At 59.6% G+C, this 13,938-nt stretch carries 10 protein-coding genes; 1 reads left to right on the forward strand and 9 read right to left on the reverse strand.

The features are described 5' to 3' along the window. The 9 genes from G3O01_RS43335 to G3O01_RS43375 all read right to left on the reverse strand — a co-directional run bounded on the left by G3O01_RS43335 (position 1) and on the right by G3O01_RS43375 (position 12,616). On the reverse strand, positions 1 to 1,353 hold the full coding sequence (locus G3O01_RS43335; protein ID WP_205813632.1) for a sigma-54 dependent transcriptional regulator: 1,353 nt from the start codon (positions 1,351 to 1,353) through the stop codon (positions 1 to 3). Further along, complete coding sequence (locus G3O01_RS43340) at positions 1,350 to 4,406, reverse strand: peptidase domain-containing ABC transporter (protein WP_205813633.1); 3,057 nt, start codon at positions 4,404 to 4,406, stop codon at positions 1,350 to 1,352. Before G3O01_RS43340 ends, G3O01_RS43335 begins: the two co-directional genes overlap by 4 nt. A 34-nt stretch (positions 4,407 to 4,440) precedes the next feature. After that, on the reverse strand, positions 4,441 to 5,193 hold the full coding sequence (locus G3O01_RS43345; RefSeq protein ID WP_205813634.1) for a peptidylprolyl isomerase: 753 nt from the start codon (positions 5,191 to 5,193) through the stop codon (positions 4,441 to 4,443). Between the two features lie 92 nt (positions 5,194 to 5,285). Next, positions 5,286 to 6,659 (reverse strand): HlyD family efflux transporter periplasmic adaptor subunit, encoded by a 1,374-nt coding sequence (locus G3O01_RS43350; protein ID WP_205813641.1) that lies wholly within the window; start codon positions 6,657 to 6,659, stop codon positions 5,286 to 5,288. Continuing rightward, positions 6,637 to 9,189, reverse strand: a complete 2,553-nt coding sequence (locus G3O01_RS43355; RefSeq protein WP_205813635.1) for an FHA domain-containing protein — start codon at positions 9,187 to 9,189, stop codon at positions 6,637 to 6,639. The genes G3O01_RS43350 and G3O01_RS43355 overlap by 23 nt, the downstream gene beginning before the upstream one ends. A 251-nt stretch (positions 9,190 to 9,440) precedes the next feature. Beyond that, positions 9,441 to 10,871 (reverse strand): efflux transporter outer membrane subunit, encoded by a 1,431-nt coding sequence (locus G3O01_RS43360; protein ID WP_205813636.1) that lies wholly within the window; start codon positions 10,869 to 10,871, stop codon positions 9,441 to 9,443. A 254-nt stretch (positions 10,872 to 11,125) separates the two neighbouring features. After that, positions 11,126 to 11,395 carry a hypothetical protein gene (locus G3O01_RS43365; RefSeq protein ID WP_205813637.1) on the reverse strand — a complete coding sequence of 90 codons (270 nt, stop codon included), beginning with the start codon at positions 11,393 to 11,395 and terminating at the stop codon, positions 11,126 to 11,128. A 292-nt stretch (positions 11,396 to 11,687) separates the two neighbouring features. Continuing rightward, a complete protein-coding gene (locus G3O01_RS43370; protein ID WP_205813638.1) occupies positions 11,688 to 12,122 on the reverse strand; it encodes a DUF4399 domain-containing protein in 435 nt (144 codons plus the stop codon). 68 nt (positions 12,123 to 12,190) lie between these two features. Next, positions 12,191 to 12,616 carry a DUF4399 domain-containing protein gene (locus tag G3O01_RS43375; protein WP_205813639.1) on the reverse strand — a complete coding sequence of 142 codons (426 nt, stop codon included), beginning with the start codon at positions 12,614 to 12,616 and terminating at the stop codon, positions 12,191 to 12,193. Between the two features lie 368 nt (positions 12,617 to 12,984). Between G3O01_RS43375 and G3O01_RS43380 the strand changes: the two genes are divergently transcribed. Beyond that, positions 12,985 to 13,938 (forward strand): caspase family protein (locus G3O01_RS43380; protein WP_346779268.1); only part of this gene is annotated, 954 nt, incomplete at its 3' end.

Raw genomic sequence — 13,938 nt, forward strand, 5'->3', positions numbered from 1 at the left:
CTAGTTCACTTCGGCTTCGTCATCCGCTTCCGTATCGTCCTTGCGCGCATTCGCCTGCGCATGCGCGCGGCGGAAATCCTTCGAATGCAAACCGTGCTTCTTCAGCAGCATCTGAAGATGCGAACGGTTCATGTCGACGCGTCGTGCCAGTTCCGCAACCGTCCCGCCTGTTTCCTGCAAGCCGCGCTGCAGGAAGGCTTTTTCCGCTTCATCGCTGGCGGCGCGCTTCGCGTCGCTGAGTGACAGCAGGTTGGTCACGTTTGTCGTGCCGTTCGCCGCATCGGCGGATGCGCCAAACAGCGACGAAGTTGCAGGCGCCGTGGGCCGCATGTCCGTCGGCAAATGATCGACGTCCGCGATGTCGCCGGCGAGGCACGAAATGCGATACATCACATTGCGCAATTCGCGGATGTTGCCCGGATACGCATAGGTCAACAGAAAGTCCCGCAATTTAGGGGTGATTCTCACGGGACGGCGCTTGAGCGCGCCCGCCGCTTCGTCGCCGAAGTACTGGATCAGCAGCGGAATTTCGTCACGCCTTTCGCGCAGCGGCGGCAAGGTCACATGAATGACGCTGAGCCGGTAAAACAGATCTTCGCGGAATGTGCCCTGTTCGCTCAGCTTGCGTAAATTGCGGTTGGTCGCCGCGACGATGCGCGTATCGACGCCAATTGGCTCGTCCGAACCGACGCGCTGTATTTCATGTGCTTCCAGCACACGCAGCAATTTCACCTGCCCCGTCAAAGGCAATTCGCCGATTTCGTCGAGAAAGATGGTCCCCGTGTGCGCGCTTTCGAATTTGCCTTTGCGGTCGTTGGTCGCGCCCGTAAATGCGCCTTTCCGGTGGCCGAACAGTTCCGATTCCAGCAGGTTGTCGGGAATCGCGCCGCAGTTCACGGAAATAAAGGGCTTATCCGAGCGGCTGCCGTTTGCATGAATGACCTTCGCCATCAGTTCCTTGCCGGTGCCGCTTTCGCCATCGATCAGAACAGGCAGATCGGTAGGCGCTGCTTTTTCGGAGATTTCGAGCGCTTCCAGCAGTTTCGGGTTGTCGCCGAATGTACCTTCGAAAATGAAGCTGCGCGCAAGCAAGGCTTGACGTCTCGCACCGCGTGACTGGTCGCCGCGTAATGGCTCCACGACAGCCGCCTGCACGAAGCGCTCCTTGTGCGACATCTGCATCACTTCGTCGCGCAAGGAACTCGCCTGTTTCAGGAGCTTTTCGATATCCGCGCGTTCGAGCCGCGATGACCAGCGCAATGTCGAGCGCAGGATTTCGATCCTCTCGATCAATCCCGCATACGAAAGGGCCGAACCGCTTTCTTCAGGTTGCTGATCGAGTATCTTCATCACGCACTCAGCTGTTTCTGGACGAGCTGGTAGTACATGCCCTTCCGGTTGACCAGTTCCTCGTGACGCCCCTGCTCGACGATCGCGCCTTCATAGAGGACGAGAATCTTGTCAGCGCGCATGATCGTACTGAGCCGGTGCGCGATGATGACGGCCGTGCGTCCCTTGAGGATGTCGTGCATGTTACTGAGGATGTTGCTTTCGGACTGTGTATCCAGCGCGGAGGTTGCTTCGTCGAATACAAGAAGGCGTGGATCGTGATACAGCGCGCGCGCAATGCACAGCCGCTGGATCTGCCCGCCCGACAACCCGACGCCGCGCTCGCCGACGATCTGTTCATAACCGAGCGGCAGCTTGGCGATGAACGCATGCGCGTCGGCCATTTTCGCCACTTCCTCGATACGGCGGCGATCCGGCGTGTCGTCGCCGCTCGCGATGTTCTCGGCAATCGTGCCGGAGAACAGCAGATTGCTCTGCATCACGTAGCCTATCTGCGCGCGATAGAACGCCTTGTCGACGACATTCATGTCGTAGCCATCGACAGTCATCTTGCCTTCGCTCGGCGCATAGAAGCCGACCAGCAGTTTCGCCAGCGTGGTCTTGCCCGAGCCGCTGCGCCCGACGATCGCGACCAGTTCGCCCGGCTTGATGTCAAAGCTGATGTTCTCCAGCACGTAGGCGCCGTCGGTCTCACCGTAACGGAAGTACACGCCGCTCAGGCTGATATCGCCCTGCAGATCCGGCAGCATCACGCGCGACGGCAAATCTTCGGGCTTCTGCTCCGGCTCGATGTCGAGCACGTCGCCGAGACGTTCCATTGCGACGCCCGCGTCGTTCAGCATGCTCCACAATCCGACGAGCCCCATCAGCGGCGTCAATACGCTGCCCATGAACGCGTTGAATGCGATCAACTGACCGATCGTCATTTCACGTGCAAGAACGAGATTTGCGCCGACCCAGAGAATCGCGATCGTCGTCGCGGCATTCAGCAGCTGGCTGATAAAGCCGATCAGAATGTTGAACGCATGCGCGCGGTACTGCACTTCGAGTGCTTTTGCGTATTTCTTTTCCCAGCGCAACCGGACAGGCCGCTCGATGCCCATGCCCTTTACCGTTTCGACACCCGAGAGTGCTTCCATCAGAAACGATTTCGAGTCCGTTCCGGCCGCAAACGTTTCGCGCGCATAGCTCTTGATCTTGGGCGTCGCGATCAGCGTGAGCGCCATGATCGGAATGACGAACGCGATCAGCACGAGTGTCATCTTCACGTTGTAGAAAAACATGATCGCGAAGTAGATGAAGATCATCAGCAGATTGAGCGCCGTCGTCACTGTCGATTCAGTGAGAAACGCGCGTATCGTCTGGTTCTCCTGGAAGCGCGCAAAAATGTCACCCGTCTTGCGTTTCGCAAAGAACGAGAAGGGCAGCGACATCGTGTGCCTGAAGAACTGCGACATCATCGCGAAGTCCATATTGCGCACCATGAAATTCGACAGGTACGCACGGACCATCGACATCAGCTGCGTAAACACATTCGAAATGATCAGTCCGAGTATCAGCAGATGCAGCAGGCTGATGTTCTGATGCACGATCACGCCGTCGAGTATGTTCTGGATGATCAATGGCGGTATCACGCCTAGCACCTGGATCACGAAGGTCGCGAGGAACAGGTGCATCAGAATCTTTTTATATGGCGTCAGATAGCCGACGAATCGCAACCACGGCGAGCGCGACGCGGAAAGCTGCACGAGATTCGGCCCGGGCGTGAACAGCAGACAGGTGCCGCTCCAGCCGCGTTCGAAGTCTTCCAGACTCAGCTTGCGGAAACCCAGCGCAGGATCGGCCAGCCACACGCGGTCTTTCGACACGCCGTACACGATCACGTAGTGATAGCCTTCCCAGTGCACGATAAACGGCAAGTCGAAGCCGCGCAGCGAATCGAATGTGCACTGCACGCCGCGCGTCGTGAAGCCAAGCGAATCGCCCGCACGCGCAAGACTGTCCAGCGTCGCGCCCGCCGTCGTCACGTTTGCGAGTTCTCGCAGCTTGCCGAGCGTCATCGGAATGCCGTAGTGCTTGCAGATCATCGCAAGGCACGCGGCGCCGCAATCCATTTCCTCTGCCTGCTCGACCAGACCGAAGCGCCGTATTACGCGCTCGCCCATTTCGGGCTTCGAATGCAGGTCGAGGCGCAATGGCAGCTTGCGGCGCTGCTCGATGCGCTTTTGCCGATCCAGTTCGCGGTCGGCGTATTTGATGCGTTCGTCGAGCACTTCGCGCAGCTTGGGATTGCGCTCGAGGATGAAATGCACCGTGCGCTCGGGAATCACGAGCAAGCGCGTGTCCATGGTCGCAATCACGGATGCCGTTTGCTCCTGCCGCATCATGCAGGCCTTCTCGCCGAAGATCTCGCCTTCGCGCAGCGTCGCCAGCGTGTAGTCGTTGCCGTCCTCGTGCCGCACGATGCGCACTTCGCCTTGCCGCACCACGTAGAGCCGCCGGTCGTCGCGTGCGTCCTGCTTGAGGATCTCCTTGCCCGCCGCGACTTTCTTCACGCCGACGCTGCGCACATATTCTTCCAGTTCCTGCTTGTTCAGCTTGCCGCGCAAATCGAATAGCTGCGCGACAAAACCACCCGCCGAGTTGATCGCAACATAACTCGCGACGAACGTCAGCGCAGCCTCATTGCCGGCAATGATCGGCTCGATCGCAGTGCGCGGGATAAACAGCAATTCCGTCTTGCCCGAAGAGCGCACCGACGATTCATGCGCATACGCGCGCAGCATCGCAATGTCGGCGAAGACTTCGCCCGTCTTGCGCACGCCCATGCTGATCTCTTTGCCGTGCTCTTCGGTAAAGATGCGCACCGAGCCGGACTTGATCACATAAAGACCGTCAGCGGAATCGCCGACGTTGCACACCGTTTCGCCAAACGAATAGAAACGCGATTGCACATGCTCTGCGAGACGTTCGAGTTCCTCGCGCGTGAACGGCGACAGAATCTCGACCGTCGACAGAAAGTCGGCGATGGAAGGCGTGGTTTGCGGTGCATCCATGATGCTTGCGGTCCCCGGCAACAGCGCGTATCAGTCAGAGCGCTTCGATAATGTGTTCCTGCGCGCGCGTGACGAGCCACTGTTCGCGCAACAGCCGTTTGATCTCCGACGCCACGTCGGCATCGAGTTCCGCCGGATACTTCGCCGTCACCGCGAAAATCTCGAAGCACGAACGGTCCGGCGATGCGAACGGCCCGAGCAGATCGCCAACTGCGGCATTGAAAATCTTCGCCTCGATATCGGGTTTCAGCGACCCGCGCAGTACTTTTCCGATCACGCCGCCCGAGTCTTTCGTGTCGGCAATGGAATGCTCGCGCGCCATTTCCGCGAATGCGTCGGGATCGTCGTTCAGATACGAGATCATTTCCTTCGCCTTGCCTTCGTCGTCGAGCAGAATATGGCTGACTTCAATTGCATCGAACTTCGGCGAATTCATCGAAAAGTACTCTTCGATTTCCCCGTCGCTGCCTACCTTGTCGAGCATCTTTTCCTGATACAGCCCGTCGGTGACGAACGCTTCGAATTCGTCGAGGCTGACTTTCAGCGTGTCGAGATACTGGTTCATATCCGCCGCGCGATGCAGCCCACGCACACGCCGGAACTGGTCGGCACGTTCCTGTATCTCGTCGGCGCTCACTGTCACGCCGTGTTTCCTCGCGGCGTGCACGGTCAGCTTGTCTCGCACCATCTGCTCGATCAGGCTTTCGAACTGGCCCGTGAGTTTCAACAGACGTATAAATTCGCCGACATCCACGACTTCATCATCGATTCGTACGATCGCGGTCATTTCGTCCGCTCCTCTAGTGGTGGCCCGAACGAACAGGCGGGCTGGCGGTTGGTCTTTCGGCTACGCTTGTTTTGCCATCGCTTCTGTTGATGCTATCCGGCCAGTTGCCTGAACGGGTCCAGCCCCAGGTCGATCAACCGCCGCTCGCGCACGACGATTTCGGCGCTCGCCGTCATCCCGTAACGCAACGGATAGCGGTTTTCCGCGATCTGGTAGTAATTCCTGTCGAGTTGCACGCGCCCTTCGTAGACAGGCTGCTTGTCCTGCGCCGACGGCTTGGTCGCCGGTGAAATGTACGCAAGCGTGCCGTTGATCAGACCATAGCGCTGATACGGAAACGCGTTGAACTTCAGCTTCACGGCCATGCCTTCGTGCAGGAACGCGCGGTCGCGCTCGGCGATTTCGATCTTCAGCACGGGGCGTGCGTCTTTGGGTGCAATGCCGCCGAGCGGCGCGTTCGCCTGGATCTTGTCGCCTGTTTGCGTCGACGTCACGTCCGTGATCACGCCTGATGTCGGCGCGAGTATCAGCAGGAAGTTGTCCTTGTCGATGTTCTCGAAACGGATGCGCGCCGCCGCATCCGCAACGAGGCGCGCCGTCTGCAATTGCAGACGAAGCTTTTCTTCGGTGCTGGTGATGTCGCGGATCAGATCGTCGTATTGAATCTGCAGGTTGGTCGACTGCCGCCCGCTCGCTTCGAGTTGCGCGTTCGCTTCCGCGTATTCGTGACTCAGCTTGAAGTCGAGTTCGGCGAGCCGCGATTGCGCGACGCGGTAGGCGTTTTCCGCTTCCAGAGAAGTATTGCGCTTCGCTTCGACCTGCAATTCGGCCACGCCACCGCCGCCTGGCTGAGCGAACAGACGCGCGTACTTGTCCGCTTCCTGGCGCGCTGCATCGCGCGTGCGGCGTGCATTGTCGAGCGTGCTGCGCGCTTCTTCGAGTTGCGCTTTCTGCCCTTCGGCCAGTTTGGTGGTGCCTTCCGAAATCCGGTTCTCGTGCTGACGCTCTTCCACTTCGAGCTGATCCTTGAGTGCCGTCGCCTTGCGTTCCATCAGTTCTTTCTTTTGCGGAAACTCTTTCCATTCCCGCTCGGCATCTTCGAGCTTCAATTGCGCCTGAAGCGCATTGGTTGCGGCTTCGATCGCGCCGCGCGCATTGATCCGTGCGAGCACGTCGCCTTTCGATACGGGCTGTCCTTCAGCGATATAAAGATCAGTGAGTTCCCCGTCGATAGGCGCATAAATGCGCCGCACGTCCGACTCCGGCGCGAGCGTGCCTTGCGCGGTGACGATCACATCCGCGCGCCCGAAGAACGACCACATCAGGCCCGCGACGACGAGCGCAACCATCGTCAGAACGAGTGCCTGCGCGATGCGCACAGGTTCGGCCGTGAGAATCGCCACGCCCTCGGCGCTATGATCTTCGAGCGCTTCGTAAAGCGGCTTAGGGTGATTGTCGCGCTTCACTTTCGTCACTGCCTCCAATCAACGCGAGTTTCGATTTGAGCAATCCGGCATCGAGCACCATGCGCAATTCCTGCAGCGAGCGGCGCTGCAATTGCACTTCCGCTTCGATATCTTCCAGTAGCTGATCCGAGCCGGCCGGATGCGCCGCCTTCAGTTGCGTATAGATGCGCATGCCCTGTTGCACCGACGTGTTCGCACCCGACAGCAACTGCGCCTGACTGCGGAAGCCACCGGAGATTCCGGACTCCAGCCGCTGCGTGCCGCCGATCGAACCATTTGCACGATACTGCCGCCACAATCCCTGTGCGCGATCGATCTGGTCCTGCGCGCGCGCCAATGCCTTGTCGCGCAGCGCATTGACGTCGCCCTGCACGGCGCGCACGAAATACGCATCTTCAACAGGATCGAGACTGGCGTAAAAGGACAGCAGTTTGTCGTCGCGATCCGCCGAGCCACGGCTCTTTTGCACATCGGCGAACTGGTCGAGCAGCGCCTTCTTGTGCGCAAGTTCCGTGGCGATGACATCCGACCATGGGCCCGCAGGCATCGTCTGCAACCCGGCCAGCGCCTGCTGGCTGTCACCGCTTTGCCATGCGGCGCTCGCTGCATCATGTTTCGCCACGTCTTCCGCCGACGGCAAACGGCTCGCGCTCAATTGCCTGTACTGCGACTGGAACGGCGGCGTACTGAAGTTCGCCTTCTTCATCAACGCGAGTAGCGGAACGAGACGCCGCGCCGTCATTTCGTTGAAGATGTCCGTGTATTGCTTCAGGTCGCTGCGGATCGTATCCAGTCCGGCGAGACGCGGATAACGCTGCGCGTAGTCGTCGATTACGGCAGGCAGCGCTCCCGGCTTGTCGCGCCCGAGTTCCGTCGCAAGCGTCGAATTGAGCCGGTCGATTGCGGCGAGATAGACGGAATCGTCGCTTTGCAGTTTGCGCAGATGGCTCATCGCCTGCGCATACGGCTCCGTGAATTCAGGCACATACGACGCAATGCGGTCCAGAACCCGTTGATGCCCTTTTGCATCGTCGTCCCAGCGCTTGAGCAGATTGCCGATGCGGCTTTCGTCGCTATAGATGCGAATCGGTGCGTCCGCTCCGCCGCGGCCGACCACGAAACGCTCCAGATCGTCCACCCAACCCAACTGATCGATTAGCGTGCGCGCGTCGGCATTGTTTCCGCTCGTCGCGCGCATGCCTTCGATCAGCGCCGCGGCGCGATCGAACTGCTTCGCCTGCAACGCGGCAAGCCATCCTGGCACGCGCGCTTTCATCAGCGCTTCGCTGGCGAGCGCCTTGAGCGTCTCGCTCGCGGGATGCCGCTGCAACGACGCCGTGGCACTATCCGCCGCTTCTTCGTATTCTCCCGCCGCAAGCAGGTCTTTTACATCGCGCTCGGCTGCATTGCGCATGTACAACGTGACGGCGAGTCCCGCAATCACGATCAGCGCGATCACAGCGCCCCAGCCGAAACGCCGCAGCGTCGTGCGGTCGCCGCCCGCGAAGGTGCGCGTCAACTCGCGCAACAGCAATTGCCAGCGGCGGTGCGGCCGGCGCGTCTGGGTTTCCGTCGATTCTTCCGGCGTCACCGGCGGCGCGTTCTCGTTGACTTCGTCTTCACGCTGCAATGCACGGTCGACACAGAAGATGTCGAGAAACGAATGCGCCGCACCGACAAAGGTCGTCTTGTCGGGATCTTCCGCTGGCATCGCCGCCATAGGCGCGGCAGCGGGAACTGGCGCTGCCGGCAAGCCGGCTGCAGCGGCAGGCGGTGCCATCTGGGTCAAGGTAGGCTCGATTTCGAACGACTTTTCCAGCGCTACACGATAGACGAAATGATCGCCACCGAATCCAATGACGTCCCCGTTCTGCAGCGCAACCGCCGATTCGCCAAGCCGCTTCTGATTGACGAATGTACCGTTCGTGCTGCCGAGATCTTCGATCCACGGTTCGCCGCTCTTCAGAAAGATATGAGCGTGGCGCCGCGAAATGTAATTGACTTGATGCGGAAAACGATCCTTGTAGCGCGAGAACAGTTCGTCCGTCTTGCTGACGAGAAACGGAAACGCGCTGATGTCGATAGGTTCGAGCCCCAGATCCACGCGCTCCGGCTTCAACACCACAGTCAGATGCTGAACGGCACGAGCCGAAGCGGAACTGAATGGACGCGGCTCGATGGCGACGCGATACGTCAGATCGCCGCCAAAGCACAGTTCGTCCCCGGCCCGCACGCGCGACGGCGTCTGCCGCACGGCGATGCCGTTGACCGTCGTGCCGTTCTTGCTGTCGAGATCGGCGACATACACTGCGCCATGCTCGCTAAAGATGCGCGCATGACGCCGCGAAAGTCTGGTGATCAGATCGCGCGGATAGTCAGCAAACGGCGCCTCGCTGCGACCGATCGCGAACAGATCGTCGACAATGCGAATGGGGCCGAGAGAAGAGTGCGAGACAGGCAGCAGCAGGACGTCGAACTCTTTGTCCAGAGCCGCCCGCATCTCAGCAATCGAAGCTTCGCCGGGATTCATCTCTTTGCATCACTAAGCGTGGACACGAACAGAGCGTTCTACAGGCGCGGCGACCAGTACATATTCGACGCAGCCGCCATGCAGACCCAATGAGCGGCTAATCAGGAATTTTAAGTCACACATGGTGTTAGTCAATTATGGGTACGGCTAATGCGGTCTGTGATAGGGAAACGGTTTAAGCCGTGACGTATTTAAAAACCGTGCCAGTGTTTTACGCTATTGGCTCGCGGCAACGATTCGGTATTGAAGCCTTATTGCTTCACTTGCGTCTGAACATCGACAGCCGGCCAGCCGCCGCCGAGTGCCTTATAAAGCAGTACCGTGTCCGACAGTATTTGCTGGTGATTCGTCAGCAGATCGAGTTGCGCCTGCAGCAGCGTGCGCTCCGTCTCGAACACGTCCAGTTGCGAAATCACGCCTTCGCGCAATTGCGACTGCATTTGCGCATTGACCACGCTCAGGCGCTCGACTTCCTGCACCAATTCGCCACGCTGCTGCTTGTGCGAATCCAGATTGACGAGCGCATTTTCCACTTCTTCGAATGCGCCCATCACCGTCTGCCGGTATTGCTGCTCGGCAACCGTGGTTTGCGCTTCCGTGGTCTTGACGTGTGCCCGCACGCCCGGATCGAGCAGAGGAATATTGATGCTCGGCATGAAGCCGAAAGTGAACGACTTCAACAGATCGGACAGCGCGAAACTCGCGGTGCCGCCATGTGCCGTCAGGCTGATGGTCGGCAATTGCGCCAGCTTGGCTTCGCCGACCAGGTTGTACGCTTCGAGCACGCGCAATTCCGATGCGACGATATCGGGCCGGCGCGAGAGCAATTGCGACGGCAGCCCGCCTGGCACAGGCGGCTGTTGCACACGCTGCTGCAGATGTCCGACCGGTACCGTGAATTCCCCTGCGGGCACGCCGATCAGCGTGCACAGCGCATTGTTCGCGAGATTGCGCGAGCGGCGCAGATCGAGGAGATCCTTGGTTAGACGATTGACTTCGGCTTGCTGACGCAACACCTGCGTCTTCGGTATGAGACCGTTGCGGCTCATGCCGTCGTAGATGGCGAGAATCTTCTTGTTTTCGTCGACCATCTTCTGTTGCGCGTCGATCTGGTCGTCGAACTGGAGAATCTGGAAGTACGTGGTCGCCACGTTCGACACGAGTTCGAGATAACCCGCGCGCCAGTCGGCTTCCGTGGCGTGGAATTCGGCCTTTTGCGCCTGCACGCCCTTTTCGACTTTGCCCCAGATGTCGATGTCCCAGTTCACCTGGCCAGCGATGTTGTACTGCTTCGATAGCGGCTGTCCGGTGACTTTCTGGAAATTGGCGCCGGCGCCGAGATCGGCGGTCGGCAATGCGCCCGCCTTTGCTTCGCCGATCTGCGCGCCCGCGACGTCGATGCGCGCGGCGAGTACCTTGATATCGAAGTTGCCTTCGATCGCCCTGGCGATCAGCGTATTCAGATACGGGTCCTGGAAGCCCTTCCACCAGTCGGGCACGATAGTGTCGGCGGGTGAAACGAGTGTGCCCGTCTTGTCGGACCACGACGCCTTCGCGGGCGTATCGGGGCGCTTGTAGTCGGCCATGTGAACGTCGACGCAACCAGCCAGCGCGGCAGCGCAAATAGCAGCGGCAGTGAATGTGCGAGCGACGGCGACGAATGAATCAGGCAACGCGGACACGATATTCTCCGATCTTTCCCGGCTGTACTGCACGTGCAAAGCGCGCCTTTAAAGTAAAGCACGTCCAGCGCGGCATCTCTATCGATGTCGGCGGATTTCGTTGGGCGTGGAGTGCGTGCGGTGCCGCGGCGGTCGTGTGGACAGAACGATTGGCTTCTGAATCTTTTTGACGACGCGTGATGCAAGCTGCTTCGGGGCTTTCCCGGAACCGGCGGAGGCTGGTCTGCACCTCCGCGGGGCTCGCCTCGTACTACCTAGTTCACCGTGACGTTGTTGCTGGCGATCATGGTCGGCAGGATCGTCGTTTTGATGTTCGATGCAAACGCGTTGTTGTTGCCGCTCATGTTGTTGATATCCATTTGCTGCTGGATCATTTGCGGCGCATAGACATGCTTGCTGCTGTCGAAGTCGAACGTCATCAGCTGAAAGAACGGATCGGAGAGAAGGCCGCCGTGCACAGCCTTCATGGCCTGGCTATTGAGTTCTTCGGTAACGGACAGGTCGTTGATAATCAGTGCGCTCATGACAGTTCTCCTAAGAGGAAGCGAAGGTTTGCCAAGGTGTTTCGGCTTGGGTTCGGGCATCTTGTCTGCTCGGACCTTACAACGCATAGGCTGTGCCAGTTGCACTGCCAGCGCCGCGAAAAACCTGCCAAACCTTGCTGCCATTAGGTCGCGCGTCATGCCGCGTTTTCACATACGAATTCAACGCACTCCGACCTGACTTTTTAGTGCCGCCACGCAGCCAACATTCGGCGAAAAACTGTTGGTTCGAAAAAGACAGCACTGAAAAAGAACGTTGAGCACACACGTTCGTTCATTTCGCGATCACCGTGATCTTCTTCGAATAGACGGGTGGATTGTGCGGAATGTGATTCTCATCGCCCATCAGCAATTGCAGCGTGTGTTTGCCGGGTGGCAACGTGACCATCGTTTCTGTTTCGCCCGCGCCGAAATGCAGATGCTGCCGGTCAGAAGGAATCTCCTGATCCATCGGCATTGGCGGCAGATCGGTGTCGATCAGCAGATGATGGTGGCCCGTGTTCGGATACTTGACGCCCTTGGGTGCGACGCCCATGTAGCGCAGGCCGAACCACACGCGGAACGGCTTGTTCGCGGGCACGACCTGTCCGTCGTTCGGATAGCCGATGTACGCGTAGGCATCCTTGGGCGCGGGCGTCGGCCCGGCGAATGCCACATTCATCGAGGTGAGAGCGGCAAGCGCCGCAGCGGCAACAACGATCCTGATCATGGCTGATGCTCTCCGTCTGGCGCGTCGCGTCGAATGCGCCGTGCAACCGGCGCAACGCTCGCGCATGCTCACTTCACGATGATGGTGATCTTCTTCGAATAGACGGGCGGATTGTGCGGCACATGGTTGTAGTCGCCGAGCAGCAGTTGAATCGTGTGCTTGCCGGGCGGCAGTTCGATGCGCGCATCCGTTTCGCCGGCGCCAAAATGCAGGTGATTCCGGTCAGAGGGAATTTCCTGATCCATCGGCGGCAAGTCGGTATCGATCAGCAGATGGTGATGGCCCGTGTTTGGCGTATTGACGCCTTTCGGACATACACCCATGTTGCGCAAGCCCATGCGAACCCAGAGCTTGCCACCCGTGATCACGGTGCCGTCCGCCGGCCAGATGATGTAGACCTCGGCGCCGGGCGGCGAAGGCGTCGGTCCTGCAAACACCTGCGCCGAAGCGAGAAAGAGCGCGCCGATCGCCGCGAGCCTTATTCTTCTTTGCATTGCGCATTCTCCCAGGGAGGGTCAGTGCTGCTTGCTTCCGTTTTAGCTTAGGACGTAACTTGTTAAAAAGATACGCCCTGCTCGTTAACCATCTGACGTTGTAACTGCGTGCTATCGTTGGTAGAGGTGGTCCAGGCAAATACGTCGCACGGGTATCGGGCAGCATCGCGAGCGATGGCTGGCATGATCGAGCCGGTTCGTCCGATGACGACGTTCTATAGAGAACGTCCAGAACAACCAGGATCTGAAAAATGTGGCGAAAACTCCTGCTGGTATGCATGATCGGGGCACTCCAGATGCGAGGAGCCGACGCTCGGCCGGGGCCGCCCGGCGCGAGCGATGCCATATCTGTTGCCAGGGCTGACGGCGTGTCCATTGAAGCTGCCGGGCGCAAGGTCGCGCTCGTGATCGGCAACGCCAGTTACGCGGCGGGCACACTGCCCAATGCAGTGCGCGATGCGCAAGGCGTGGCCGATTCGTTGCGCGCGCAAGGCTTCGATGTCATCCTGCGCACCGACGCGACAGCGCGGCAGATGCGCGACGCGCTCGCCGAATTCCGCCGCCGCTTGCAGCCGGGCGGCACTGCGCTGTTCTATTTCGCGGGTCACGGCTTTCAGGCGGGACATACCACTTTGCTTGCTTCCGCTGGCGCCGATCCGTTCGCACCCGCTGCACTGATCAATCAGAGCGTCGATCTGTCGAGCGTGCTCGAAGCGTTCGCCGTACCGCGCGAACATGCGCTCAATCTCATCGTGCTGGATGCGTGCCTCACGCAACCGTTCGAACCGGCGCGTGTGGCTTTGCGGATGCCCGCGCAAACCTTGATCGCGTACGCGACCGCGCAAGGTGCTCAGGCTGCCGACGGCGCCCGCCATGGCATCTTCACGGGCGCATGGCTGCGTGAAATGCAGCGCGCGCCCGATGAGCCTGTCGAATCCGTCTTCGCTCACGTGGCGCAACGCGTCGCAGACGAAACGCACGGCATGCAAAAGCCCTGGACCGTATCGTCGTTGACGCAACCGGTGCGTGTCTTCGCTTCAAGTCAACTATCAGCGCAAACGGAATACGAACCGGATGCCGTGGTCGCATTGAATAGCCGCGGCATTCTGCCCAAAGACAGTAACGAGCAATATGAACTGACGTTCTGGGAATCGATCAAGGACAGCAATTACGCCAGCGACTATGAGGCGTATCTGAAGGCATATCCGAATGGCCGCTTTGCGGCACTCGCAAAGGCGCGCATCGACAGGCTCAAGGCTTCCGCACAGACGGCGCCGCCCGCTGCGTCGCACGCCGCGCCTGTGCCTGCGCCATCGCGGCCT

This window comes from Burkholderia sp. Ac-20365, assembly GCF_017104715.1.
GTDB lineage: Bacteria > Pseudomonadota > Gammaproteobacteria > Burkholderiales > Burkholderiaceae > Paraburkholderia.

What these genes read in the sequence shown, in the direction of transcription:
- G3O01_RS43340 (WP_205813633.1), bottom strand. Translation starts at nt 4,406, where the DNA reads ATGGATGCACCGCAAACCACGCCTTCCATCGCCGACTTTCTGTCGACG.
- G3O01_RS43370 (WP_205813638.1), bottom strand. Translation starts at nt 12,122, where the DNA reads ATGATCAGGATCGTTGTTGCCGCTGCGGCGCTTGCCGCTCTCACCTCG.
- G3O01_RS43365 (WP_205813637.1), bottom strand. Translation starts at nt 11,395, where the DNA reads ATGAGCGCACTGATTATCAACGACCTGTCCGTTACCGAAGAACTCAAT.
- G3O01_RS43375 (WP_205813639.1), bottom strand. Translation starts at nt 12,616, where the DNA reads ATGCAAAGAAGAATAAGGCTCGCGGCGATCGGCGCGCTCTTTCTCGCT.
- G3O01_RS43345 (WP_205813634.1), bottom strand. Translation starts at nt 5,193, where the DNA reads ATGACCGCGATCGTACGAATCGATGATGAAGTCGTGGATGTCGGCGAA.
- G3O01_RS43355 (WP_205813635.1), bottom strand. Translation starts at nt 9,189, where the DNA reads ATGAATCCCGGCGAAGCTTCGATTGCTGAGATGCGGGCGGCTCTGGAC.